A 25,340-nucleotide genomic window follows, 5' to 3' on the forward strand; every position below is an offset into this window, starting at 1 on the left:
TATAAATTTGAAAATTAAGTTGTAAGGTTATGGATTTTTTCTTTGTAGAATACCGCGATCCTTTATTTGGTCTTATTGTTTTGACTGCTTTGGTTTTTATCATAGCTAGCTCACATTATATATGGCGTATTTTTGCAAGTAAAGACCAAAAAAGCAAACTTGATCGTTTTGTAAAAAAATTTGAAATTAATTCCACACACCAACAAATTTTAAAAAATGCCAATTTAAGCATAGAAAATTTAAATTTCTTAGCTCAAATTTTTACCAAAAGTGGTGAATTTGAAAAAGCTGTGGGGATTTATCTCATAGCTTTGCAAAAAGCAAATGAGGCAAGCCAAAAAGAATTTATCTTTTTTTCACTAGCACAAGTTTATTTAAAAGCAGGATTTTTAGAGCGTAGTGTAGAAGCTTTGTTAAATGCCTTAAAAATTAAAGCACGCAATAAAGAAAGCTTAAAACTTTTAAAAATTGTTTATTTAAAACTCAAAGATTATGACAAGGTTTTAGATGTTTTAGAGTGTTTGTTTGAGTTAGGAGAAAATATATATGCAGAAAAAGCCTTGATAAAAGCTTTAAAAATTCAAGTAAGTTCTAAAGAGCAAGAACAAAAACTAAAAGAAATTTTAGCTTTGAGCAAGGATAATGAGTATATTTTAAGACTTTGCTTTTTGCATTATAAAGATAAACTTACTCAAATGCCCCAATTTGAAAATGTCATTGATTTGCTTAATGAATGCAAAAGTCCGCTTAATCTTGAAGATGAAAAATACCATGAGTTTTTTTATGCAAAAAATTTAAGCACAAAAGCTATTCCTATCAAAAATCATAAACTAAAAATTTTAAAAATTTTAAACGATAATGAGCTAAGTGCAAATCTTAGCTTTACTTATGTATGTAATAATTGTAAAAATCAAAGTCCTTTGTTTTTTTATCATTGTCCATTTTGTTATGAATTTGGAAAATGTGAGATTTATTATGAGGTAAAAGCTTGAAAAATATTGAAATTTATACTGATGGTTCTTGCTTAAACAACCCTGGCTTTGGAGGGTGGGCTTATGTTTTAACTTATAAAAATCATCAAAAAGAACAAAGTGGGGCGTGTGAGAATACAACAAACAACCGCATGGAATTAATGGCTATTATAGAGGCTTTAAAAGCTTTAAAAGAACCATGTGAGGTAAAGTTATACACAGATTCAAATTTAATGGTACAAAGTATTAATGAATGGCTTGAAGGTTGGGTAAAAAAAGATTTTAAGGGTAAAAAAAATATTGATCTTTGGAAAGAGTATTTAAATGTAGCTAAAGATCATAAAATAACTGCTTTTTGGGTCAAAGCGCACAATGGCCATGAATTAAATGAGCGTTGTGATGAGCTAGCAAGAAATGCAGCCTTAAAGCTCCAAGAAGAAAGGTCAATAAATGCTTAAAAAACTCCAAGAAAGATTAAATTATCATTTTAAAAATGAGCAATTACTCATCGAAGCTTTGACGCATAAAAGTTACAAAAAGCCTTATAATAACGAAAGATTAGAGTTTTTGGGTGATGCTGTGATGGATTTAGTAGTAGGGGAGTTTTTGTTTTTTAAATTTCAAAAAGACTCAGAAGGAAATCTTTCTAAACTTAGAGCGGCTTTGGTGAATGAAAAATCTTTTGCAACTTTAGCGCAAAAACTTGATCTTGGAGCATGTGTTTTTATGTCTATTGCAGAAGAAAATAACGATGGACGCAATAAACCTTCCATACTTTCTGATGCTTTTGAAGCACTAATGGGGGCTTTGTATTTAGAAATAGGTTTTGAAAAAACTAAAAATATAGCATTAAATTTGCTTAATGAAGTTTATCCGCATATTGATACAAAAAGTTTGTTTAAAGACTATAAAACAAGACTTCAAGAAATTACGCAGGCAAATATGGCAGGCACACCTGAGTATATTGTAGTAAAGGCTTTTGGGCCTGATCATAAAAAGCAATTTGAAATCGCAGTGAAAATTCAAGGCATAGAAGTAGCAAGATCTACAGCAGGTAGTAAAAAAGAAGCCCAACAACAATGTGCTAAAATCGCACTTGAGAAATTAGGAAAACTATGAATAGCTTTGGAGTAAGATTTAAATTTACAAGCTTTGGCGAATCTCATGGTCAAGCTATAGGTTGTATAATAGATGGTATGCCAGCAGGGGTGAAGTTTGATTTTGATTTTTTACAAGAAATGCTAGATAAAAGAAAGCCAGGTCAAAATAAATTTAGCACTCCTAGAAAAGAAGAAGATAAAGCTCAAGTTTTAAGTGGGGTTTTTGAGGGTTATACAACAGGAACTCCTATAAGTGTTTTGGTGTATAATGAAAATACACGCTCAAAAGATTATGAAAAAGATGTATTTCGTCCTGCACATGCTGATTTTACTTATTATCATAAATATGGCATTAGAGATTATAGAGGCGGTGGAAGAGCTAGTGCTAGAGAAAGTGTAGCAAGAGCAGCAGCAGGTGCTGTGGCACAAATGCTTTTAAAAGAATTTGATATAGAGATAATGAGCGGGGTTTTTGGAATAGGAAATATTGATAGCAAACTTAGTAATGATGAGTTTGATTTTGATTATGCTAAAAATAGTGAAGTTTATGCTTTAGATAAAAATTTAGAGCAAAGTTTTAAAGATGAAATTTTAAAAGCTAAAAAGGCAAAAAACAGCATAGGTGCTAGAGTTTTTACTAGAGTGAAAAACCCTATCAAAGGCTTAGGCGAGCCTTTGTATGATAAGCTTGATTCTAAACTTGCTCATGCGATTATGGGGGTAAATGCAGTTAAGGCTATAGAAATAGGAAGCGGTTTTCAAAGTAGTTATATGTATGGAAGCCAAAATAATGATGAGTTGAAAGATGGGGTGTTTTTAAGCAATCATAGCGGTGGGATCTTAGGCGGAATTTCTAACGGGGACTTTATCGATATAAAAACATATTTTAAGCCAACTCCTTCTATATTTTTACCCCAACAAACGCAAAATACTCAAGGAGAAAATATTATACACGAGTTACAAGGCAGACATGATCCTTGTGTGGGTATAAGAGGTAGTGTTGTGGTAAATGCTATGGTAGCAATTTGCATGGCTGATGCTTTGCTTTTAAATGCAAGCTCAAATTTGCAAAATTTACAACGAGTTTATGGAAAAAACAAATAAAAATTTAATACTTATTTAGATATGATGATAAAATATCTTTAAAAAGGGAGAAATATGAAAAAAAATATTGTGTTTTTTGAAGTTAGAGGTGGTAGCGATAAAGGTGAAGATGGCCATAGAAAAGATACTATGCCTATGGTAAATGCCTTAAAAGAACAAGGTTGGAATGCTGAGGTTATCTTTTTTGAAGTAGAAAAAAAAGATGAAATTTATGAATATGTAAAAAACAATGCTGATGCTTATGTTTCTAGAATTAATCCTGGAAATTTAAAAGAAGAAAACGAGTATTTTGATATGCTTAGAAAACTTTGTGCAAATGGTGTTATAGGTATGCCTCATCCTGATGCGATGATAGGATATGGCGCTAAAGATGCGCTTACCAAGCTTAATAAAACGGCTTTAGTACCTGAAGATACTTATGCGTATTATGATATCAAAACTTTTAAAGAAAGTTTTCCAAAAACTTTAGCAAAGGGTGAGAGGGTTTTAAAACAAAATCGTGGTTCAACGGGTGAGGGAATTTGGCGTGTGAGATTGATAGATGAGTTACCAGCGGGGGCGACAAGTGTGCCATTAAATGCAAAAATCAAATGCACAGAAGCAAAAGATAATCACACAGAAGAAAGAGAGCTTGGTGAGTTTATGGATTTTTGTGAGCAATACATTATAGGTGATAATGGTATGCTTGTAGATATGACTTTCTTACCGCGTATTAAAGAAGGTGAAATTAGAATTTTAATGCTTTATCATACTCCAATTTATGTTGTGCATAAAAAGCCTGCAGAAGGTGCTGATGCATTCTCTGCAACACTTTTTTCAGGTGCAAAATATAGATATGATGAGCCAAAAGATTGGCAAGGATTGGTTGATTGGTTTTTAGCAACCTTACCTGAAATTCGTTCAAAACTTGGAAATTATGATATTCCTTTGATTTGGACTGCTGATTTTATCTTAGATACAGATGAAAATGGTAAAGATAAATATGTTTTAGGTGAGATTAATTGCTCTTGCGTAGGATTTACTTCTCCTGCTGAATTTGTTGAGCCTATTGCTAAAAAAGTAGCTCAAAATATCATTGATATCGTAAGTAAAAATTAACCCTTGTTTTAACAAGGGTTTTTTGAAAACTCATTATGCTTTTAACTATACTTTATATTATCGGAATTACTGTTGATGCAATGACAGGAGCTATTGCTGCGGGAAGACATAAAATGGATCTTTTTGGAGTGATATTTATAGCTTTGGTAACAGCTATTGGCGGAGGTTCTATTAGAGATATTTTGCTTGATCATCATCCGCTAACTTGGATTAAAACTCCTGAGTATGTGATTTTAATTTGTGTTGCAGCTATGATTACAACAAAAATTGCCAAATATGTTATAAGGCTTGAAAAACTTTTTTTGATTTTAGATGCTATAGGTTTGGTTGTTTTTAGTGTTTTAGGTGCACAAATTGCAATACAAATGGGGTATGGTTTTATAGTGGCTGTGAGTTCAGCTGTAATTACTGGTGTATTTGGTGGGATATTAAGAGATATATTGTGTGCTAGGATACCACTTGTATTTCAAAAAGAAATTTATGCGGGTGTTGCTATATTAACAGGGGCTTTGTATTATATATTGTATATTTTGGGCGTAGATGAGTTATGGGTAATTCTTGCTTCATTGATTGTAGGAACCATAGCAAGACTTTTGGCGATATATTATGGTTTAAGTTTGCCTATATTTTCTTTTAAAGATGGAGAAAATAAAGAAAGTTAAAATTCTATCTTATAAATTCTTAAAGGATAAGCCTTATTATCCATAGTATTTTCATAAAATCTTACAAGCTTGTTAGTAGGTAAATTTATTTATATTTTTTACTTTTAGAATATTTATTTGATGTATTGGTTATAAATTAAGTTTAGTTATGGAAAATTGCTATTTTTGATATTTTTGTAATTAGAATTTAAAAAGTGGTGACCCATACGAGACTCGAACTCGTGTTACCGCCGTGAAAGGGCGATGTCCTAACCGCTAGACGAATGGGCCAAATATTAAATAAGAAATGAAATTATATCTTATTTAATTTAAAAAAAACTTAATTATTTTACAAAGCGCAGATAAAAATAGCCAAATACACCTGAAGCTAAGGAAGCTAGTAAAATAGCAAAATTATCCACAAAATTAAATATATCACTTACTTCATAGGCAAGGGCGTCTATAAAAAAGCTCATGGTAAAACCTATGCCTGTGAGTATGCAAACTCCATAGAGTTGTTTAAAATTAGCATCTTTTGGCAGTTTTGCAAGTTTAAATTTAATTGCCATATAAGCAAAGCCAAATACACCTAGTTGTTTTCCAACAAACAAGCCTAAGAAAATCCCTACACTTACACCGCTAAATAGCATATGTACTTCAATTTTTGAAAGATCAACCCCTGCATTGGCAAAAGCAAAAAGTGGTAGTATTATAAAAGCTATCCAAAATTTTAAACCATGCTCGATTTCCTCTAATAAAGCATGGTTGTTTTTTGTAAATACAGGTATAAATAAAGCTGTGATGATACCTGCTAAAGTTGCATGCACTCCACTTTTTAATACACTAAGCCAAAGCAATGCTCCAAGTATATAATAAAATGATTTTCTTTCATTGCTCAAACGATTAAGTAAAAACAAACCCACAATACAGCAAAAGGCAACAAAAAAAGCTAAAGTTGAAAGCTCTCCTGTATAAAAAATAGCAATGATTAAAATAGCCCCTACATCATCAAAAATCGCTAAAGATACTAAGAATATTTTTAAAGAACTTGGTATGCGTTGTTTTAGCATTGTAAGTATAACTAGGGCAAATGCAGTATCAGTTGCAGTAGGTATAGCCCAACCTTTTAAAACATAAGCATCGTTAAAATTGATAGCACAAAATATCAAAGCAGGCACAACTATACCGCCTATAGCAGCCATTAAGGGTAGGGTAATATTACTAAGAGTTTTAAACTCTCCTTGAACAAATTCTTTTTTTAATTCAAGTCCTATGGCAAAGAAAAAGATTGCAATAAGACCATCATTAATCCACAATAAAGAAGGCTTAAAAAGTTCCCAAGCACCTACTTTTACACCTATTTCTACACTTAAAAAATCCATATAGTGTTGTCCATAAGGACTATTTTTAAGTAGCAAGGCAAAGATCGTTGCTAATAAAAGCAACAATCCTCCTAAAATTTCAAGTGATAAAAAGTTTTGGAAACTTCTTAATTTCATTTTTTAAAACTATAAATAAGTTTTAAGTAAACATATCCAACTATAGCGCTTAATAATGAAGCTACTAAAATTGCAAGTTTGTCTGAATATGCAAAAATATCACTATTTTGATAAGCTAGGCCATCTATAAAAAAGCTCATAGTAAAACCTATACCTGTGAGTATACAAACCCCGTAAAGTTGTTTGAAATTAACATTTTGTGGAAGTTTTGCTAGTCCTAGTTTTATACTAATATATGAAAATAAAAATACTCCAATTTGTTTTCCCAAAAATAATCCTAAAATAATACCTAAGCTAACCGAAGAAAACATAAAGCTTGGATCCATATCTTTTAAATCAACTCCCGCATTTGCAAAAGCAAAAATAGGCAAGATGAAATAACTCACCCAAGGTGCTAAGTCGTGTTCTATTTCTTTTAAAAAAGACTCACCACTTTTTGTTTGAAGTGGTATAAATAAAGCAGTAATCACACCTGCCAAAGTTGCATGCACCCCACTTTTTAACATGCTTATCCAAAATACTATAGCTATGATGATATAAAAAGATTTTTTGGTAACATGGAAGTGATTTAGCAAATAAAGCGCTAGAATACACACCAAAGCAGCAATCATAGCAAAAACTGAAAGTTCGCTTGTATAAAATAAAGCAATTACAATAATCGCGCCTAAATCATCAAAAATAGCTAAAGAAAGTAAGAATAATTTTAAAGAAGTAGGTACTCTTTTGCCTAAAAGCATTAAAATACCAACCGCAAAAGCTACATCAGTAGCCGTTGGTATAGCCCAACCTTGCAAAGCAAAAGGATCCTTATAGTTAAAAAACGCAAAAATCAAAGCAGGCACTATCATACCGCCAAGTGCAGCAAATACAGGTAAAGACATAGCCTTTATGCTATTGAGTTGCCCTCTTGTTACTTCATATTTTAATTCAAGTCCTATGGCAAAGAAAAAGATTGCAATAAGTCCATCATTAATCCATAAAAGTAAAGGTTTGAAAATTTCTAAACTTCCAGCTTGAAAGCCAAAAGGAATATTTAAAAAGTTAGTATATTGATCCGTTAAAGAACTATTTTGTAAAATGAGTGCAAGTACGGTAAAAAATATTAGTAAAACACCAGGAAAAGTTTCACTTTTAACAAAGGTTTGAAGTCTTTGCATAAATAGCCTTTTTAAATTTTTATTAACGTGTTATTTTAACATAAAAAGGCTTGAAATTTAAAGTTTAAGCAGAAAAACTGCTTAAACAGGTATAACGCGTATATTTGGACTAAGTTCTTCTTGTAAGATATTTTCTATAGCATATAAGGTTGCACCACTCCCACTTGAACAGCCGCTACATGCTCCAAGATAACGTATATATATATCTATATTTTTATTTTCACTTTTTTGGATATCGATTACTTCCAAATCTCCACCATCACCGTGTAACATAGGACGCACATCGCTATCTAAAACAGCCTCTACTGCTTTTAGTTGTTTAACCATGGTCATATCATCAAAAGCAATATCTGTTTTGCTTTGATCTTTTAGCTTTTCTCTTTCCATTTCAGCCCTAGTTTCAGCTAAAATATCTACAAGATAATAATCTTTTTTCTCATGCCCTCCAGGCTTAACACAAGATTTACAAAAAGCACCTGCTTTAGTAAATTGCGTGATTTCTTCTACTGTATGTAAATCATTTAGTTTGATTACTTCTTTGATAGTTCCAAGGCTTACCCTAGCACACTCACAAACTATGATTTGATCTTCAAAATCCTCAGGATTAACACCTTTATAATGCGCTGCAGCTTGTTTGATAACATCATAAGCCATAACTGAGCAGTGCATTTTTTGCGGTGGAACTGCAGGAGTTTCAGGGTTATCTCTCATAGCAAATTCAACATCTAAATTTGTAATTTTTACAGCCTCATCTACGGTTTTACCTATACAAAGATCAACCATAGTATCACTACTTGCTATCGCTGTACCACAGCCAAAGCTTTTAAATTTAGCATCAATGATTTTATCAGTTTTTTCATCTACCAACCAATAAAGCCTAACCGCATCACCACAGCTTTCAGCTCCAAAATCTGCAACAATAAGTTTTGCATTTGCTTTTTGTGCATCTTCTTGTGTGAATTCGCCCATATGTTGAGGGTTGTTCATTCTATCTTGCACTTTTTGAGAATACTCATCCCAAATTGATCCGCCAATTAAATTATTCTTTGCCATTTTTTATCCTTTAAATATTTTCAGGCTTATATGCATAAGTACTTGAGATTGCTCTAAGTCTTTGCGTTGCTTTTTTTATTTGCTCTGCTGCATAATCAATTTCATCTTCTGTGTTAAATCTTGATAAAGAAAGTCTTAGGGCAGTATGAGCTAAATCGTTTTCAGCACCAATTGCCTCCATGATAGGATTGCTCTCAAGTGCTTCGCTAGCACAGGCTGAACCGGTGCTTGCTGCTATACCATTTTTGTTTAAATCCCAAAGCATAGCCTCGCCTTCTACGCCTTTAATGCTTGCTAAGATGGTATTAGGAACCCTTCTTGATCTATCTCCAACTACACTTGTATCAGGCATAGCTAAAATTAAATCTTCTAATTTATCTCTTAATCTTCTAATGTGTGAGTTTTCAAAATCAAGCATAGTATTTGCAATTCTTAAAGCTTCTGCCATTGCTATAATATATGGTACATTTAAAGTTCCGCTTCTTCTACCACCCATATGCTCACCACCATGTAAAAGCGGAGTTAATTCTATATCTTTTTTAATATAAAGTCCACCTACACCTTTTGGACCATGGAATTTATGTGCAGAAAATGAAGCAAAATCAACCCCAGCTTTTGCAAAATTAACCTTGATTTTACCAACAGCTTGAGTTGCATCAGTATGAAATAATGCTCCATATTCATGAGTAATTTGAGCCATTTCTTCTATAGGAAAAATCATACCAGTTTCATTATTTGCCCACATAATGCTTACTAGGGCAGTTTTATCTGAAATAGCTTCTTTTAGATCTTTTACACTAGAAACACCCTCATGATCAACGCCAAGTTCTATGACTTTTACTCCTAAAGATTTTAAAAACATAGCACTAGCTGCTACTGCAGGATGTTCTACACTAGAAATAATTACTTCATTTCTATCGCTATTTAAAATTCTATCAAAATACACACCTTTTAATACCCAGTTGATACTCTCTGTGGCACAGGAAGTGATAATGATGTCATCTAAATCGCTTGCCCCAAGTCCTGCATAAAGTTTATCCATAGCTTCTTTTAAAGCAGGGTGAGTTGCACTACCCCATTGATGAAGGCTGTTTGGATTACCATAATGTTCTTTTAAAAAAGGTTTCATAAGCTCATAAGCTTCTGGTGCAAGTTGTGTTGTTGCATTATTATCTAAATATACTTTCAAAATTACACTCCTTTAATTAGGATAATTTTTATCTTTTTTGTTAATATACACTAAAATGTTAAATTTAACATTAAACTAAATGGATTTAACTTGTGTAAAATTTTTTATTATTTTAGCACAAGTTAAGCCATTGCATTTAAATATGAGTGTAAAATTTTATTAATGCTTGCTTGTCTTTTGCGATTTTCTAAAAATTGAGTATCTAAAAGTTCTTTTTGAGTATTAATTTTTTCAAGATCGATATTAGAATCATTTTGATTAAACTCTTTTTTTAAAGCTTCAAAATCTTTGCTAATTTGCTCACTATAAAGACTATAAATAGAACTTGAATTAGCAAATTCTTGCATGTTGATACTGTGTTGATAGTTAATGTATTGTTGAAAGAAAACTGAAAGTTTATCTTCTGTGGTGTTGTTTTTATCTACTCCATTGATATATAAATATAAATCAAAACTCATTTTTTCTTTATTGTTTTCACTTAGATAATCTTGCATGCTCATTTGACCTCTCATGAGTTTTTGAAAATTTACATTAGAAGACATATCTAACTCAATAGGAGTTAAAAAGAAATTAGCCTTTTGATTATTTTGTTCTTTTAAATCATGATAAATATAATTAAGCAATAATCCACTTTTAGAAACTTCGCCTTGTCGGTTTAGATAAGGTCTTATGATAGGATTACTAGCCGTGTTTTCAATGCTCGCATTGAATGCAAAGTCTCCTATTTTGTTATCAAGCATTAAGGTATTTAGATTTTTATTTGCTTCTTTTGCATTTTGTAAACTTTTGGCATTTTCATAAACTTTTAAAATTTTTCCTTCATAAGTATAGCTATAACCTTGATTTAATTCTGAAATTTGTGCTTTACTTAAAAAACTATTATCATTTTTTTGAAATTCATGATTGATGGTTTTTAGTGTATTATGATAAGTGTTTAAAAGTCTTGGTAAGTCTATTTTGTTATAGTTTAAATTTTCATCAAGCTTTATAAGTTGTTTTGAAATTTCTCTTATACTTTTTATATTAATATCATAATCAAGAGGCAAAGCAGCCGTTTTATTAAGATCTTTTTCAAAAAAACCTTGCTCGTTGATTCTAAAACCAAACTCGCTTGCATAGCTTACTTCATAATCTAAATTAGAACCTTTTATATCAAGTAAATCACTTTTAATATTGGTATTTTCTTTTTTTTCTTCCGCATGTTCAGTCTTTGCAAAAGGATAATTTGCAAAATTCTGATACGGATTGACATTAGAATTTACAAACATAACTCTTCTCTTCAAAAATATTGCTTAGCCTTAAAAAAGCAAAAGCTATGCCAAAATTTTTGAATCGAAGAGAAAAATTAAGCGTAAATGTCAAGCAATCCTGAACTAGTGCTAGGAGTAGTAGTTGGAGCAGGGTTTGCATTTACGCCTTCAAGTACTTGCATTACTGCATTTTCATTGGCTTCTATGGTTTTTTTCATCATAGTAGTTGCAATGTTAAGCATTAAACTTGCTTGGTTGTTAGTAACTTCGCCCATAACATACTCCTTTTGTTTGGATTAGTAGTATTATCGGCAAAGTTTGGTTAATATTAAGCTATATTATAAATTTTTGATAAGTAATGATTGTGAGTGTTTTCTTTTGCTTCAAGTATATCGATATAGTTTTTAAACTCATCCATATCTTTAAAAAGATTTTTCATGGTAGTGTTAATTTCGCTAGAAAAATTTTGAAGATTGCTTTGTGTTTTTAAATATCTTTCTATTTGATAAATTCTAGCGATTTCTCTTTCATATTCATCTTGAGTTATTCTTTTTGCACTAAATTCTGCATTTAGTATTTTTTTATCATTGATAATAAATGATTTTTTTTGATTATTAATTTTAAATTCAACGATAAATTCTTCTTTTGAATTAATAATCTTTAAGTATTTTAACTTAGCTTTATCTTCTAGTAAAACAAAGCTTACACACTCTAAAAACATATGTGTAAAGATTTCTCTTTCAAAAATATTTTGACAAATATCGGTGTATTTTAAACCCAAGCTTTGTTGATGATCTAAAAAAGCTATATTTGACATGATCCATCCTTTTTCCATGACTTTTTATCATAAAAAAAGCAAAAATCATTCCAATTATTGCATATCAATCATCTTTAGCATATTGATAGTATCTTCAAATTCAAAACTTTCTTCAGGATTTTGACTTAAAAATTGTTGCATAAAGTCTTTTTTAGCAATGGCTTGATCGAGTTCTTTATCGGTACCTTTTTGATAAGCACCAATTCTAAGTAAAACTTCATTTTCTTTAAGTAAGGAATTTAAACGCTTAAATTTTCTAGCAGCTAGTTTGTGTTCATCGCTAATAATATCCCCCATAACCCTTGAGGCTGAATTTTGTATATTTATAGGCGGATAAATTCCAAAGTCAGTAAGTTCGCGACTAAGTACTATATGGCCATCTAGGATAGATCTACTTTGATCAGCTATTGGATCACTCATATCATCTCCATCAACTAACACGGTAAAAAAAGCCGTTATAGTGCCTTTACCTTCTTCTTTTCCTGCGCGCTCCATAAGCTGAGGTAAAAGACTTAAAACGCTTGGCGGATAGCCTTTTGTCGTAGGTGGTTCACCTAGAGCTAGGCCTATTTCTCTTTGAGCCATAGCAAAACGCGTTACACTGTCCATGATAAATAACACATCTTTACCTTGTTCTTTAAAATACTCAGCCACACTCATAGCGCAAAATGCTCCGTATTTTCTCATCAGCGCGCTATCATCACTTGTTGCAACGATTATGACAGTATCATCAAGTTTACCACCAAGATTTTTTTGTATAAACTCAGGAATTTCTCTACCACGCTCCCCTATTAAAGCTATCACTTTAATAGGAGCTTTGGAATTTTTTACTATCATACCCATAAGGGTTGATTTTCCTACCCCACTTCCTGCAAAAATCCCAAGCTTTTGTCCTACCCCACAAGTTAAAAGTGCATCTATTGTTTTAACACCTACTGGAAAAACTTCCTCTATCAAACTTCGTTTCATTGCATCAATAGGTGCTCGCATAATAGGCATAAATTTACTTGCCTCAATAGGTCCTTTACCATCTTTTGGTCGCATAAAAGGATCAACCACCCTTCCTAAAAGTTCATCACTAACTCCTATTTGCATACCCGCATCATTAATAAAAGCACGATCGCCTATTTTAAAACCTTCCACAAAACCAAAAGGACTTAAATAACTTAAATTCTCATCTACTTCTACTACCATAGCCATAGCTTCTTTACTCTCATCTTCACTAGAAACTATTTTAATAATATCACCTATGCTAGTTTTTAAGCCATTTATTTCTATACTAGTACTTGAAATTTTAGTAATTTGTCCAAAAACACTAGCAAGATTTTGTGAAGCAATTTTGCTACGAAGTTTTTCTAAACCCATTAAAATCTAACCTGTTTTGCTGAGTTAATTAAGGTAAAAAATTCTTTTCTTGTTTTTTCACTTTTTAAAAAGCTACCTCTTAATGCTGAAGTGCTAGTAGTAGAATTTGCCTTTTGCACCCCACGCATTTCAACACACATATGTCTTGCTTCAATAACTACCCCAACGCCTTTTGCACCTACATGTTCCATTAATGCTTCTGCGATTTGTTCTGTGAGTTGTTCTTGAATTTGTAAGCGTCTTGCAAAAACTTCTACAAGGCGTGGAATTTTACTAAGTCCTACGACTTTTTTATCTGGTATATACGCAACATGCACGCGCCCAAAAAAAGGCAAAAGATGATGTTCACAAAGACTATAAAATTCTATATCTCTTACTAAAACCATTTCATTGTTTGAACTTTCAAATAAGGCATCATTTAGTATTTGTTTTGGATCTTGTTTATAACCGCTATTTAAAAATTCAAAAGCCTTAAAAACTCTAGTAGGAGTTTTTAAAAGTCCTTCTCTTTGTGGATTTTCTCCGATAATTTCTAACATATTTTTTACTGATTGTTCAAATTTTTCTTGCATTTTTTCTCCATCAAAAATTAAAATTTTAACATATTTTTATTTTTATATAAAGTGATAAGGAAAATTTTGGTATATTATCAAAAAATTTTATTTAAAAAGGGAAAATATTATGGAAGTTACAGCAAAACTAATTGATTTTGCAAATGCAAATGCTACTGTGAAAATTGCTCAAGGAGCTATTAAAGCAGAAGTTGAAAAATTAGCTAAAAAAGCGTCTAAAACTATGAAAATGGATGGTTTTAGAGCAGGAAAAGTTCCTGTTGCTGCTATACTTAAAAGATATGAAAAAGAGCTTACAAGAGATGCGGAGCAAGATCTTTTAAGAAATGCTGTAGATGGTGCTTTAAAAGAAGTTCAAAAAGAGACTAAAGATTTAGTAGGTGAGCCATATTTTGAAAAATTTGATAGAAAAGATGGTGCTATTGAGGCTCAAATGGTATTATCTTTTAGACCAGAAGTAAAATTAGATGGATATGAAGAACTAATTCCAACTTATAATACACCAAAAGTAACTCAAAAAGAAATTGATGCAAAAAAAGAAGAATTATTAAAAAGATTTGCTACTCCTGAAGCGATTAAAGAAGCAAGAGCTTTAAAAGAAGGCGATTTTGCTAAATTTGATTTTGAAGGTTTTGTTGATGGTAAAGCATTTGATGGCGGAAAAGCTCAAAATTATGTTTTAGAAATTGGTTCAAAACAATTCATACCAGGATTTGAAGAAGGTATGATTGGTTTAAAAGCAGGTGAGGAAAAAGATATTAATGTAACTTTTCCAAAAGAATATGGCGCAGCGCATTTAGCAGGAAAAGATGCGGTATTTAAAGTAAAAATTCACGAAATTCAAGAACTTAAATTACCTGAGTTAAATGAAGAGCTTTTAAAAAGCTTGTTACCTGAAGAAAAAGAACCAAGTGTTGAAAAATTAGATGCAAAATTAAAAGAACAACTAAAAAATGAAAAAATCTTTAAACTTATCAACGATGAGCTTAAAAATCAATTTGCAGAAGCTTTGGTAGCTAAGTTTGACTTTGTTTTACCAAGAAATATAGTAGAGCAAGAAACAGATATGCAATTTAGAAGCTCTTTGAGAACTTTAAGCGAAGAAGAATTAAAAGAATTTAAAGATGAGGCTAAATATAAAGAAAAAAGAGAAAGTTTTAAAGAAGATGCACAAAAAAGCGTAAAATTAACTTTCATTATAGACGAGCTAGCAAAACTTAGAAATGTTACAGTAAGCGATCAAGAATTAATCCAAGCGATTTATTTTGAAGCTTATAGATATGGTTTTAACCCGCAAGAACATTTAGATAATTACAAAAAACAAGGTGCATTGCCTGCTATTAAAATGTCTTTAATCGAAGAAAAACTTTTTGCTGATATTTTCAAAAAAAATGACAAAAAGAAAACTGAAAAAGAAAGTGAAAAATAATGAGCTCATACATACCTTATGTGGTTGAAAAAACAAGCAGGGGCGAAAGAAGTTATGATATTTATTCAAGACTTTTAAAAGATAGAATTATCATGTTAAGTGGCGAGATCAATGATGATCTTGCTGCTTCTATTGTAGCTCAGCTTTTGTTTTTAGAGGCTGAAGATCCTCAAAAAGATATTTATCTTTATATTAACTCACCAGGTGGGGTTGTAACCAGTGGATTTAGTATTTATGATACGATGAATTATATTAAAGCTGATGTAAGTACTATTTGTATTGGTCAAGCTGCTTCAATGGGTGCATTTTTGCTTAGTTGTGGTGCTCCAGGGAAAAGATTTGCTCTGCCAAATTCAAGAATTATGATCCATCAACCATTAGGTGGAGCAAGAGGGCAAGCAACTGATATAGAAATTCAAGCAAAAGAAATTCTAAGATTAAAAGCGATTTTAAATGATATTTTGGCTAAAAACACCAAACAAAAACTCTCTAAAATAGAAAAAGACACTGATAGAGACTTTTTTATGAGTGCTGTAGAAGCTAAGGAATATGGCTTAATCGATAAGGTTTTGGAAAAAAGTTTTAAATAAGGAAAAGCATAGCAATGTTAGATGATGATTTATTTGCTGATTTAAATTTAAGTAGCGATCCAACTCCAGCCAAAGAAGCTCCAAAAATTCAAAAAATTAGTGGAGGTGAATTTGAAAAATTTGCAAAGTCTATTTTGACTGAGCTTGTAAAAGATAATGTACCTCCAACACCAACTAATTATGGAGTTTATTTTCAAAAAATGCTTGAAGAACGTCCGGTAGCTTTTAAGAAAAAAGTTAGCGAGATTATGGAATTTGAGCAAAACGATGATGGTATCAAACGTGCAAATATAGAACAAGAAATCAAAAAAAGTTTTAGTTCTACTTCGGCATTATTGCAATACATTGCTATGATTTATAGACATCTTGAAACAGTTAAAGATATGTTAAGAAGACGTAATTCAGAACTTGCTATTAGTACAGGAAATTTAGCTGTTTCTAATGTAATTCACGCTCTTGAAGCAGATCTTTCAAGATTTTCTAGTATTTTAGATAAATATTCAGATGAGATTAAAGAAAGTTTTGATGAGGTTAGACAAACTTATAAACATATAGAAGAGCAAAGTGATTTTGACTCTAAATTTGGAGTTTATAATAAAAAATATTTTTTAGAAAATTTAGAAAAAAGCATTGAAAGTAATGCAAAATATAATTATCATACTTCCTTAATATTTTTTAGAGTAAAAGAAGAAATTCTTGAGCAAACTTATACTCAAAAAGAAAAAAATGCTTTTTTAAAAGGTGTGTGTAGAATTTTTAGTAAAAATGTCTCTTCAAGCGATGTAGTAGCCCATTGTGGAAACAATATTTTTGCTATGATGATTTCTCATACAAATTTAGAAAAAGCACAAGAAATATGTAATAAAATTTTAGAATCTTTAGAAAATTCAAATTTTTTCCTAGCAGATAAAGAAATAGATGTAGATGTTGAAGTGGCTATAAGTGCTGTTAATCAAGATAGCAAGGGTGAAGAATTAATAGAAAAATGTATTGAAGCTTTAAAAGATTCAGGAAAAAATTTAGAACCCTTTATAATAGTGGAAAAAGAAAAATGATAAGAAAGATAATTACCTATCCTAATCCAAGATTATTTTTAGAGTCAAAAAAAGTAGAAAATTTTGATAAAGATTTACATATACTTCTAGATGATATGTATGAAACAATGATAGCTAATAAGGGCGTAGGCTTGGCTGCTATTCAAGTTGATGTGCCAATTAGAGCTTTGCTTGTAGATATTGGTGATGAAGAAGGTGAGCAAAAAGAAAATAAGCAAACTCTTTTAGAAATTATTAATCCTATTATAACACCTTTAGATGATGAAAAAATTTCTTGTAACGAGGGTTGTTTAAGCATACCAGGTTTTTATGAAGATGTAATGCGCTATAAAAATATACAACTTGATTATCAAGATAGATTTGGCAAGCCACAAAGTTTGCAAGCACATGATTTTTTAGCAGTGGCTATTCAACATGAAGTTGATCATCTTGATGGGCATTTATTTATAGAAAAACTTTCTTTTTTAAAACGCCAAAAATTTGATAAAGACTTTAAGAAAAAATCCAAAAAGACCAAATGAAAAAACTAAAATGTGCAAGTTTTTCTACAGAGCTTGATATTATCGATGTAGAATCAACTTTCACAAGAGGTTTGCCAGGTTTTAGTATAGTGGGTCTTGCAAATTCTACCATCAAAGAAAGCACAGAAAGAGTTAAGGCAACTTTACTAAGTCAAAATTTCAATTTCCCAGCTCAAAAAATCACTATCAATCTTAGTCCATCAGATATCCCTAAAAATGGCTCTCATTTTGATTTGGCTATTGCGATTTTGATTTTATTTCAAAAAGAAAATTTAGATGACTTTTTTGTTTTTGGAGAACTTGGTTTAGATGGAAGTATTAAAAGCACTGCTAGTTTATTTTCTATCTTACTTTTTTTAAGTGCAAAAGTACAAAATGCCAAAGTAGTAGTACCAAAAGCTATAGCACAAAAAGCTTCGATGATACCTAACTTAACAATCTATGCTTTGGAAAATTTAGCCCAAGCTATGGATTTTTTTAAAGAAAAAAATTATGAGAATTATCATATAAATAATGCTCATCCTTTGTTTGAAAATGCCATAGAAATTAATAATCAAAAATATATAAAAAATTCTATTTATCCTTATGATTTTAAAGAAGTTAAGGGTCAAGAAAATGCTAAATTTGCTTGTATAATAGCAGCTTTGGGTATGCATAATATTTTATTTGAAGGTAGTCCAGGTAGTGGTAAAAGTATGTGTGCTAAAAGACTTCCTTTCATCATGCCACCACAAAGTTTGAAAGAAATTTTAGCCCAAAATGCCTATAAGTCATTAAACTCTTTAGATGATGATTTTAGTGCTAGTAGGGTTTTTAGAAGTCCTCATCATACAAGCACTAGGGCTAGTATTTTTGGTGGAGGAACTAAAAATGCCAAGATAGGAGAAATAGCACTTGCAAATGGAGGGGTTTTGTTTTTTGATGAGTTTCCTCATTTTTCAAAACAAATCATAGAAAGTTTAAGAGAGCCGCTAGAGGATTTTAAAATTCTTATTTCAAGAGTTAATACCAAAGTGATTTATGAAACTAAATTTTTATTTGCTTGTGCGCAAAATCCTTGTCCTTGTGGAAATTTATTTTCTAAAAGTCTTGTATGTCGTTGCCAAGAGATAGAAATTAAAAAATATAAAAATAAAATTTCATTTCCTATTTTAGATAGGATTGATCTTTATGTAGCTATGGATGAGATTTCACATGAAGATAAAACAAGTTTAAGCTCTGAACAAATGAGTGAAATGGTTTTTAAAGGATTTTTATTTCAAAAGCAAAGAAAACAAGAAGAATTTAATGCTAAATTAAATGATGAACAACTGAAGCAATTTTGTATTTTAGATTCTACTGCGAATGAAATTTTACAAAAGGCTATAAATTCATATAATCTTTCTCAAAGAGGGGTAAATAAAACCATAAAAGTAGCAAGAACTATTGCAGATTTAGAGCAAAGCGAGTTGATTTTAAAAACTCATATTTTAAAAGCATTAAGTTTTAGAATGAGAACTACATAGGAGAAAAAATGGATAACAAAAGCGTGGCGATCTTTATTGATGCAGAAAATATTCCTTCAAAATATGCAAAATCTATTTTTGATATCGCTTCTGATTATGGAGAAATTGTTATAAAACGAATTTATGGAGATTGGACACAAAAAAATATACAAAATTGGAAAGAACAAATCGCACAATATTCTATCATTGCTATGCAACAATTTAATTTTATAGCTAATAAAAACTCAAGTGATATGTATTTAATCACTGAGATTATGAGTTTTTTTTATGAAAAAGATATTGATATTTTTGTCATTGTTTCAAGTGATAGTGATTATACTAGTTTAATCCAAAGACTTAAAGAAGGCAAAAAGCAAGTTATAGGTATGGGTTTAAAACAAGCTGTAAAATCTTATGTGAATTCTTTTAGTGAATTTTTTTATTTAGATCAAGATGAATCTAAAGAAAAAATATTAAGCACTAAAGAATATATCAAAGATTTAATCAATATCACAGAAGCCTTAATAGAAGAAAAAGGCCGTGCTGAATATGCTCAAATTCGCACCAATATGAATAGAAAACACGCAAATTTTATCCCTCAAAATTTTGGTTTTAAAAATTTTAGAGCATTGGTAAAAGAGTTTTTACCACAAATGAAACAATTTAAAGAAGGTAATGAAAAAAATATTTATTTTCTTATTGAAAAAACAAAGGCTTAAAAATGGAAAATATCTTGATAGCCTTTTTAGTTGTTGTAATTTTAGCTTTTATATGGTACGTGTTTAAAAGTCAAAAAGAAAAAGCAAAATTAGAGTTTTTAAACCAAAGCAATATAGCCTTGCAAAATCAACTTGCTAATTTAGAGTTTGAAAAAACTACACTCATAGAAAAAAATTCCAAACTTTTAGATGAAAAAATATTATATTTGTCTAAAAATGAGGCTTTAGAAGCAAAATTAGCTCAAAAAGAACAAACCCAGCAAGAACTTTTAAATATACATTTAAAAGAGCGTGCGAATTTAAAAGAAGAATATACTCAAACTTTAATAAAATTAGAAGAAAAATACAAGCAAAGCTTAGTAGAATTAAAACAAGAATTAGAACAAAATTTACAAAAACAAAATGCTAGTATTTTAAACCAAAACAAACTTATGCTTAATGAGGATACAAAAAAAATCTTAGAAGAAATTTTCTTGCCTGTGAAAAAAAGCGTTAAAGAATACAATGAAAGACTAAATTCAAATGAAGTTAGTCTTAAAACTCATATTGATAATATGTTTAAATTTAGCCAAAATATGACAGAAAATGCAGATAAGTTAGCTAAAATTTTAAAGGGCGATAAAAAAATTCGTGGTAATTTTGCAGAATTGCAACTAAAATCGGTTTTAGAAAATAGTGGTTTGGTAGAGGGCGTGCAGTATAAATTGCAAGAGAGATTTCAAGATGAGGGTAAAACCTATATTCCTGATGCGGTAGTATTTTTAGATAAACAAAAAAGTATAATCATAGATGCAAAATTTTCTTTACCAAGTGATTTTGCTTTTGAAGATATTAGTCAAAATACCTGCCTTGATTTGGCTTATAATCTAAAATCAAGGATTGACGAGTTAGCCAAAAAGCCTTATATGCAGTATGATAAACACACTTATGAGTTTGTTTTGCTTTTTATACCTTATCAAAATATCTTAGATTTGATTTTAAATGTAGATCTTGAAATTTATCAATATGCTTACAAAAAAAAGGTTTATTTAACTACACCAAATACTCTTTTTATGGCACTAAATACGATAAATATTTCATGGAAAAATATACAAAGTAATGAAAATATCCTAAAAGCTTTTGATGAGCTTGGCAAATTTCATGATAAATTTGCAGGTGTTTTAGATGATTTTGAAAAAATCAAAGAAAACATCAAAAGATTAAACACAAATGTAGATAATATGCAAACAAAGCTTACTCATGGAAGTGGAAATATTGCTTCAAGAGTGATAAAGCTTAAAGAGCTAGGCGCTAAAACCCAAAAGCTTATAAAATGTGAGATGGGCGATGAAAGTAGTGTTTAAAGATAATATTTCTTATGAAAAAGAGCTTATTGAAAAAGGTTTGGATGAGTTTTTAATGATGGAAAATGCAGGCATAGAGCTTGCAAATTTGATTAAGAAAAAAAGTAAAAACATAAAAAATACTAAAATTTTATTTTTGCTTGGTACTGGTGGAAATGGAGCTGATGGACTTGTGGCCATTAGACACTTAAAAAAAGCTTTTGCCTATGTTATGCCATATAAAAAAAATACAATGTTTATCAAGCAAGAGCAAATTTTAAAAAATGTAGGTTTTAATTTTTTAAAAAAAGAACCTAAATTTAAAGATTTTGACATTATAGTTGATTGTGTTTTTGGGAGTGGTTTAAATAAAGCTTTAGATGAAAATTTACAAAGAATTTTTAAAAAAATTACTAAAAGCAAAGCTTTAAAAATAGCTTGTGATATTCCTAGCGGGCTTGGACAAGAGCTATGTTTTAAGGCTGATTATACTCTTTGCATGGGGGTAATTAAAGAAATTTTATTAGAAGATTTTGCAAAAGAATTTGTAGGTAAAATTAAAATTGCGAATTTGGGTTTAAAACCTTATATGCAAAATACTTCAAGTTTTTTACTAGAAAAAAAAGATTTAAAACTCATTACAAAAAAGGCTAGCTCAAATAAAGGTGATTTTGGTCATGTTTATATTTTTGCCAATAAAAGCGCAGGTGCTTTAGCTGGACTTGGTGCTTTAGAGTTTGGAGCGGGGCTTGTATCTTTAGTGGCCAAAGAAAGCTTTTCGCCTTTGATTATGCTAAAAGATGATATTGAAGGTAAAATAAATGCAGCTGCTATAGGCATGGGGCTTGATGATTTAAGTATTTTAAAAGACGAAAGATTAAAAAACATTCCTTTAGTCTTAGATGCAAATTGCTTTCAAAGTGAAAATTTGCTTTCATATCTTAATAGAGAAGATGTTGTTTTAACCCCTCATCCTAAAGAGTTTTCTATGCTTTTAAAACTTTGTTTTAATGAGGATGTAAGTGTAGAAGAAATTCAAAACAAACGCTTTTTTTGTGCAAGAAAATTTAGTTCTAAATTCCAATGCGCTTTGGTGTTAAAAGGGGCTAATCCCATCATCACTCAAAAAGAAAAACTTTTTGTAGTAAACTGTGGCAATGAGGCTTTGGCAAAAGGTGGAAGTGGGGATGTGCTAAGTGGTATGATAGCAGCTTTACTTGGAGCTAAATTTAATGCTTTAGAAGCTGCTAAAAATGCAGTATTAGCTCATGCTTTAGTAGCTAAAAATTATAAGAAAAATAAAATTAGTTTTGATGCTTTAAAATTAATAAAGGGGTTAAAATGCTTATAAAATTAGCAGTTTTATTTAGTGGTAATGGAAGTAATTTGGAAAATATTTTAGAAAAATTACATAAAAAAACTTTTGGTAAAAATACCTTTGAAGTAGTTTTGTGTGTATGCAATAAAAAAGAAGCTTATGGCATACAAAGAGCTTTAAAATATGGTCTTGAAACTAAAATCATAGAACATGAAAAAATTACTTCAAGAGAAGAATTTGATGCAGAATTAGTAAAAATTATAAAAGAAAGTCAAGTAGATTTGACTATCCTAGCAGGATTTATGCGAATTTTAAGTCCTGTTTTCACTCAAAATATAAAAGCTATTAATCTTCATCCTTCTTTGCTTCCTTTATTTAAAGGTGCTCATGCTATCAAAGAAAGCTATAAAAGTGATATGAAAGTAGCAGGCATTAGCGTGCATTGGGTTAATGAAGAGCTTGATGGTGGTAAAATCATTGCACAAAAGGCGTTTGAAAAAGCTAAGTTAAGCTTTGAAGAATTTGAAGATAAAATTCACCAGCTCGAACATATACTTTTACCTGAAACCATTGTAAAAATTTTTGAAAATGATTAATTTTTCATCATTATAATTACGCTTTTGTTTAAGGAAAGTAAATGTTTGAATGGATTTTTAGTGTAGATGCTTGGGTGGTATTGCTTACTCTTACAGCTTTGGAGATTGTACTAGGTATTGATAATATCATTTTTCTAGCGATTTTAGTTTCTAAATTACCACCAGAACATAGAGATAAGGGTAGAATTCTAGGTCTTGCTTTTGCGATGATTACTAGAATTTTATTATTGTTGTCTTTATTTTGGGTGATGAAGCTTGTTGCGCCTTTATTTAGTATATTAGGCAATGAAATTTCAGGTAGGGATTTGGTGCTTTTACTTGGAGGGTTGTTTTTAATAGTTAAGTCAATTAAGGAAATTAAAGAAAGTATAATGCACCAAGAGGAAAGTCAAAGCAATATAAAAATTAGCAATAAACTTTGGGTTGTAGTAGCTGAAATAGCTGTGATAGACATAGTATTTTCTCTTGATAGTGTTATTACTGCTGTGGGCATTGCTCAAGATATAGAGATTATGATTATTGCTGTTATTGTTGCAGTTTTAGTTATGCTTTTTGCTTCTAAACCAATTGCAGATTTTGTAGAAAAATATCCAAGCATTAAAATCTTAGCTTTGGCATTTTTAGTAATGATAGGCTTTGTTTTAGTATGTGAAAGTTTTGATATCCATATAGATAAGGCATATATTTATACAGCTATGGCTTTTTCTTTGATAGTAGAAATTTTAAACATCATTTCGCAAAAAAAACAAACAAATAATTCTTAAAATATTTAGCATTTTTTATGCTAAATATTTTTTTATCTTGACTTTTAATATTTTTTTATGTAGAATAACGCTTTATTTTTGTACATCGGGGTGTAGCGCAGTCTGGTTAGCGCACTTGGTTTGGGACCAAGGGGCCGAAGGTTCGAATCCTTTCACCCCGACCATTTTTATAAATGGTGAGTGTAGCTCAGTCGGTTAGAGCATCAGATTGTGGTCCTGAGGGTCGTGGGTTCGATTCCCATCACTCACCCCATCAGCGCTCGTAGCTCAACTGGATAGAGCGACAGACTTCGGATCTGTAGGTTATGGGTTCGATTCCTATCGGGCGCACCATAAGCCTATTGTTACTTTTATTTTTATGCGCTCATAGCTCAGCTGGATAGAGCAACGGCCTTCTAAGCCGTAGGTCAGAGGTTCGAATCCTCTTGAGCGTACCACTTTTGCGGATGTGGTGAAATTGGCAGACACGCCAGACTTAGGATCTGGTGCAGCAATGCGTGAAGGTTCAAGTCCTTTCATCCGCACCACTAATTTAAAACTCTTTTAAGTATTTAAGTTTCGCGATTCATCTTAGTCATATTTATAACATAAATTAAATTTATAATATTACAAAACTAGGAAGATGCTATGGTAAATATATATCAAGTTAAAATTATTGAAAATTTTTGCAAGGATAAATTTAAAGAAGATACAAGAACAAAAGATTTTTTCATACCTTTTTGACTCAAAATTTAGAAATTTACACCAATATAGAAGATCAAAAGTATGCCAAAGATACAATATTAATATATAAAATTTTTGATATATGTATTATATGTATAAAAGATGGAGTCTCGGTAAGTCAAGAGTATTGTCAATTTAAAAAAGGTGTGATAGATCATATAGTTGTATATACCGATGAAAATATGAATGATGGTAAAATATCGCAACTATTAAGAGGTAGTTCTACATTAAAAATAGATAAATCAAATTGTTATGATAATCCAGATATTAAAGTTGTGTTTTCAGAAAAAGGCTTTTTATTTCAGGCTAGATTTAATAATTGTGAAAGTAAATTTAACGATATAATGACTATGTTTGCGCTTTCTTTGGCTTATCGTGAGAAAATGGAGTATTATTTGAATTTAACTTCAAGTATTATAGATGAAGAAAATTATCATGATGTTATTGATATTAAAAAAGATTTTTATGTTTTTAATCTAAAGTATTTTTTTAGTAATCCAGTGCACTATAACTACCAACAAAAACATGCAATATGGAAAATTATATTTCAATATTACGATATTTTAGAACAACATCAAGAGCTTAAAATCCAGATAGAAAATCTTGTTGATATTTTGCATATTGAACAAAATCAAGAGGAAGATAAAAAGGAAAAAATAAAAGAGAATAAAAGAAAAAAAATCGAAATGATTTTTTTAATTATCGGTGGTTTTGTTACTTTAGCTTCGTTGGTCAGTGCATACAAAGACGCTATGGAATTATTTGGTTAAAATCATATATTATTTTGGCAAAACAAGCGTTTTAACTTTATAGTTAAATATGTTTTATGCAAAAATTTAAAAGCCTTGCTAAAATTTTTGGAGTTTTTTATCCTCTTATGTCTCCTATTCTATATTATTCTACACTCCTTCCATTATTTCCCTAAAACAAATTTCTTTAAATGTCTAATTATATTAATAAAACTTTAAGCTTTTATTGCTATAATTTCATTTCCTTTTTAAAT

General features: G+C 30.5%; 26 protein-coding genes and 6 tRNA genes. 22 read left to right on the forward strand and 10 right to left on the reverse strand.

The genetic code is table 11. The features are described from left to right. Nucleotides 1-29: 29 nt before the first annotated feature. The 6 genes from L8V77_RS05785 to L8V77_RS05810 are packed head-to-tail and all read left to right on the forward strand — an operon-like array spanning nt 30 to nt 4,935. Nucleotides 30-992 (forward strand): hypothetical protein, encoded by a 963-nt coding sequence (locus L8V77_RS05785; protein WP_263707113.1) that lies wholly within the window; start codon nt 30-32, stop codon nt 990-992. Continuing rightward, nucleotides 989-1,429, forward strand: a complete 441-nt coding sequence (gene rnhA, locus L8V77_RS05790; RefSeq protein WP_263707116.1) for a ribonuclease HI — start codon at nt 989-991, stop codon at nt 1,427-1,429. The genes L8V77_RS05785 and rnhA overlap by 4 nt, the downstream gene beginning before the upstream one ends. Then, entirely contained in the window at nt 1,422-2,090 is a 669-nt protein-coding gene (rnc, locus tag L8V77_RS05795; RefSeq protein WP_263707118.1) for a ribonuclease III, read from the forward strand. The genes rnhA and rnc overlap by 8 nt, the downstream gene beginning before the upstream one ends. After that, nucleotides 2,087-3,175 (forward strand): chorismate synthase, encoded by a 1,089-nt coding sequence (gene aroC, locus L8V77_RS05800; RefSeq protein WP_263707120.1) that lies wholly within the window; start codon nt 2,087-2,089, stop codon nt 3,173-3,175. Before rnc ends, aroC begins: the two co-directional genes overlap by 4 nt. 54 nt (nt 3,176-3,229) lie before the next feature. Further along, nucleotides 3,230-4,273, forward strand: coding sequence for a Cj0069 family protein (locus L8V77_RS05805; RefSeq protein WP_263707121.1), 1,044 nt, complete (start codon nt 3,230-3,232; stop codon nt 4,271-4,273). A gap of 35 nt (nt 4,274-4,308) precedes the next feature. Beyond that, nucleotides 4,309-4,935 carry a trimeric intracellular cation channel family protein gene (locus tag L8V77_RS05810; RefSeq protein WP_039629140.1) on the forward strand — a complete coding sequence of 209 codons (627 nt, stop codon included), beginning with the start codon at nt 4,309-4,311 and terminating at the stop codon, nt 4,933-4,935. A 195-nt stretch (nt 4,936-5,130) separates the two neighbouring features. On the opposite strand, the gene L8V77_RS05815 is transcribed toward L8V77_RS05810, so the two are convergent. From L8V77_RS05815 to folE, 10 genes are all read right to left on the reverse strand, one after another. Continuing rightward, nucleotides 5,131-5,205, reverse strand: a tRNA-Glu gene (locus tag L8V77_RS05815). A gap of 53 nt (nt 5,206-5,258) precedes the next feature. After that, nucleotides 5,259-6,413, reverse strand: coding sequence for a Na+/H+ antiporter NhaA (gene nhaA, locus L8V77_RS05820; RefSeq protein ID WP_263707123.1), 1,155 nt, complete (start codon nt 6,411-6,413; stop codon nt 5,259-5,261). Beyond that, nucleotides 6,410-7,570, reverse strand: coding sequence for a Na+/H+ antiporter NhaA (gene nhaA / locus L8V77_RS05825; RefSeq protein WP_263679575.1), 1,161 nt, complete (start codon nt 7,568-7,570; stop codon nt 6,410-6,412). The genes nhaA (L8V77_RS05820) and nhaA (L8V77_RS05825) overlap by 4 nt, the downstream gene beginning before the upstream one ends. Before the next feature lie 81 nt (nt 7,571-7,651). Continuing rightward, nucleotides 7,652-8,623, reverse strand: coding sequence for an iron-sulfur cluster assembly scaffold protein (locus L8V77_RS05830; protein ID WP_263674997.1), 972 nt, complete (start codon nt 8,621-8,623; stop codon nt 7,652-7,654). Nucleotides 8,624-8,633: 10 nt separating this feature from the next. After that, complete coding sequence (locus L8V77_RS05835) at nt 8,634-9,812, reverse strand: NifS family cysteine desulfurase (protein ID WP_149062716.1); 1,179 nt, start codon at nt 9,810-9,812, stop codon at nt 8,634-8,636. Nucleotides 9,813-9,934: 122 nt separating this feature from the next. Further along, the gene (locus L8V77_RS05840) at nt 9,935-11,080 is read right to left on the reverse strand and encodes a hypothetical protein (RefSeq protein WP_263707138.1); all 1,146 of its coding nucleotides are present in this window, start codon (nt 11,078-11,080) and stop codon (nt 9,935-9,937) included. A gap of 77 nt (nt 11,081-11,157) precedes the next feature. After that, nucleotides 11,158-11,337: a putative motility protein gene (locus L8V77_RS05845; RefSeq protein WP_039619394.1), complete on the reverse strand. Its 180-nt coding sequence runs from the start codon at nt 11,335-11,337 to the stop codon at nt 11,158-11,160. A 53-nt stretch (nt 11,338-11,390) separates the two neighbouring features. After that, nucleotides 11,391-11,879 (reverse strand): hypothetical protein, encoded by a 489-nt coding sequence (locus L8V77_RS05850; protein WP_263707126.1) that lies wholly within the window; start codon nt 11,877-11,879, stop codon nt 11,391-11,393. Between the two features lie 54 nt (nt 11,880-11,933). Further along, nucleotides 11,934-13,244, reverse strand: a complete 1,311-nt coding sequence (gene fliI / locus L8V77_RS05855; protein ID WP_263707127.1) for a flagellar protein export ATPase FliI — start codon at nt 13,242-13,244, stop codon at nt 11,934-11,936. After that, complete coding sequence (folE, locus tag L8V77_RS05860; protein WP_012662169.1) at nt 13,244-13,816, reverse strand: GTP cyclohydrolase I FolE; 573 nt, start codon at nt 13,814-13,816, stop codon at nt 13,244-13,246. Before folE ends, fliI begins: the two co-directional genes overlap by 1 nt. A gap of 109 nt (nt 13,817-13,925) precedes the next feature. Between folE and tig the strand changes: the two genes are divergently transcribed. From tig to L8V77_RS05940, 16 genes are all read left to right on the forward strand, one after another. Then, a complete protein-coding gene (gene tig / locus L8V77_RS05865) occupies nt 13,926-15,245 on the forward strand; it encodes a trigger factor (RefSeq protein WP_263707128.1) in 1,320 nt (439 codons plus the stop codon). After that, nucleotides 15,245-15,835 carry an ATP-dependent Clp endopeptidase proteolytic subunit ClpP gene (gene clpP / locus L8V77_RS05870; RefSeq protein WP_087699173.1) on the forward strand — a complete coding sequence of 197 codons (591 nt, stop codon included), beginning with the start codon at nt 15,245-15,247 and terminating at the stop codon, nt 15,833-15,835. Before tig ends, clpP begins: the two co-directional genes overlap by 1 nt. Nucleotides 15,836-15,849: 14 nt before the next feature. Continuing rightward, on the forward strand, nt 15,850-16,890 hold the full coding sequence (locus L8V77_RS05875; protein ID WP_263702867.1) for a GGDEF domain-containing protein: 1,041 nt from the start codon (nt 15,850-15,852) through the stop codon (nt 16,888-16,890). Beyond that, complete coding sequence (gene def / locus L8V77_RS05880) at nt 16,887-17,411, forward strand: peptide deformylase (protein WP_263702869.1); 525 nt, start codon at nt 16,887-16,889, stop codon at nt 17,409-17,411. Before L8V77_RS05875 ends, def begins: the two co-directional genes overlap by 4 nt. Then, on the forward strand, nt 17,408-18,916 hold the full coding sequence (locus tag L8V77_RS05885) for a YifB family Mg chelatase-like AAA ATPase (RefSeq protein ID WP_263707129.1): 1,509 nt from the start codon (nt 17,408-17,410) through the stop codon (nt 18,914-18,916). The genes def and L8V77_RS05885 overlap by 4 nt, the downstream gene beginning before the upstream one ends. 8 nt (nt 18,917-18,924) lie before the next feature. Then, the gene (locus L8V77_RS05890) at nt 18,925-19,614 is read left to right on the forward strand and encodes an NYN domain-containing protein (protein WP_039619378.1); all 690 of its coding nucleotides are present in this window, start codon (nt 18,925-18,927) and stop codon (nt 19,612-19,614) included. A gap of 2 nt (nt 19,615-19,616) precedes the next feature. Then, entirely contained in the window at nt 19,617-20,957 is a 1,341-nt protein-coding gene (rmuC, locus tag L8V77_RS05895; protein WP_263679578.1) for a DNA recombination protein RmuC, read from the forward strand. After that, nucleotides 20,941-22,287: an NAD(P)H-hydrate dehydratase gene (locus L8V77_RS05900; RefSeq protein WP_263707130.1), complete on the forward strand. Its 1,347-nt coding sequence runs from the start codon at nt 20,941-20,943 to the stop codon at nt 22,285-22,287. The genes rmuC and L8V77_RS05900 overlap by 17 nt, the downstream gene beginning before the upstream one ends. Next, nucleotides 22,278-22,850, forward strand: coding sequence for a phosphoribosylglycinamide formyltransferase (purN, locus tag L8V77_RS05905; protein ID WP_263707132.1), 573 nt, complete (start codon nt 22,278-22,280; stop codon nt 22,848-22,850). The genes L8V77_RS05900 and purN overlap by 10 nt, the downstream gene beginning before the upstream one ends. Before the next feature lie 41 nt (nt 22,851-22,891). Beyond that, nucleotides 22,892-23,614 carry a TerC family protein gene (locus tag L8V77_RS05910; protein ID WP_263707134.1) on the forward strand — a complete coding sequence of 241 codons (723 nt, stop codon included), beginning with the start codon at nt 22,892-22,894 and terminating at the stop codon, nt 23,612-23,614. An 86-nt stretch (nt 23,615-23,700) separates the two neighbouring features. Then, nucleotides 23,701-23,778, forward strand: a tRNA-Pro gene (locus L8V77_RS05915). 12 nt (nt 23,779-23,790) lie between these two features. Continuing rightward, nucleotides 23,791-23,867 (forward strand) — tRNA-His (locus L8V77_RS05920). Nucleotides 23,868-23,870: 3 nt separating this feature from the next. Further along, nucleotides 23,871-23,947: transfer RNA gene (locus L8V77_RS05925), tRNA-Arg, on the forward strand. 27 nt (nt 23,948-23,974) lie between these two features. Beyond that, nucleotides 23,975-24,051, forward strand: a tRNA-Arg gene (locus L8V77_RS05930). A gap of 5 nt (nt 24,052-24,056) precedes the next feature. After that, nucleotides 24,057-24,141: transfer RNA gene (locus tag L8V77_RS05935), tRNA-Leu, on the forward strand. Between the two features lie 192 nt (nt 24,142-24,333). Continuing rightward, a complete protein-coding gene (locus tag L8V77_RS05940) occupies nt 24,334-25,107 on the forward strand; it encodes a hypothetical protein (protein WP_263707135.1) in 774 nt (257 codons plus the stop codon). Nucleotides 25,108-25,340 lie beyond the last annotated feature (233 nt).

Origin of the sequence: Campylobacter sp. IFREMER_LSEM_CL2127 (genome assembly GCF_025771745.1) — a bacterium.
In the GTDB taxonomy this organism is placed as follows: Bacteria; Campylobacterota; Campylobacteria; order Campylobacterales; family Campylobacteraceae; genus Campylobacter_D.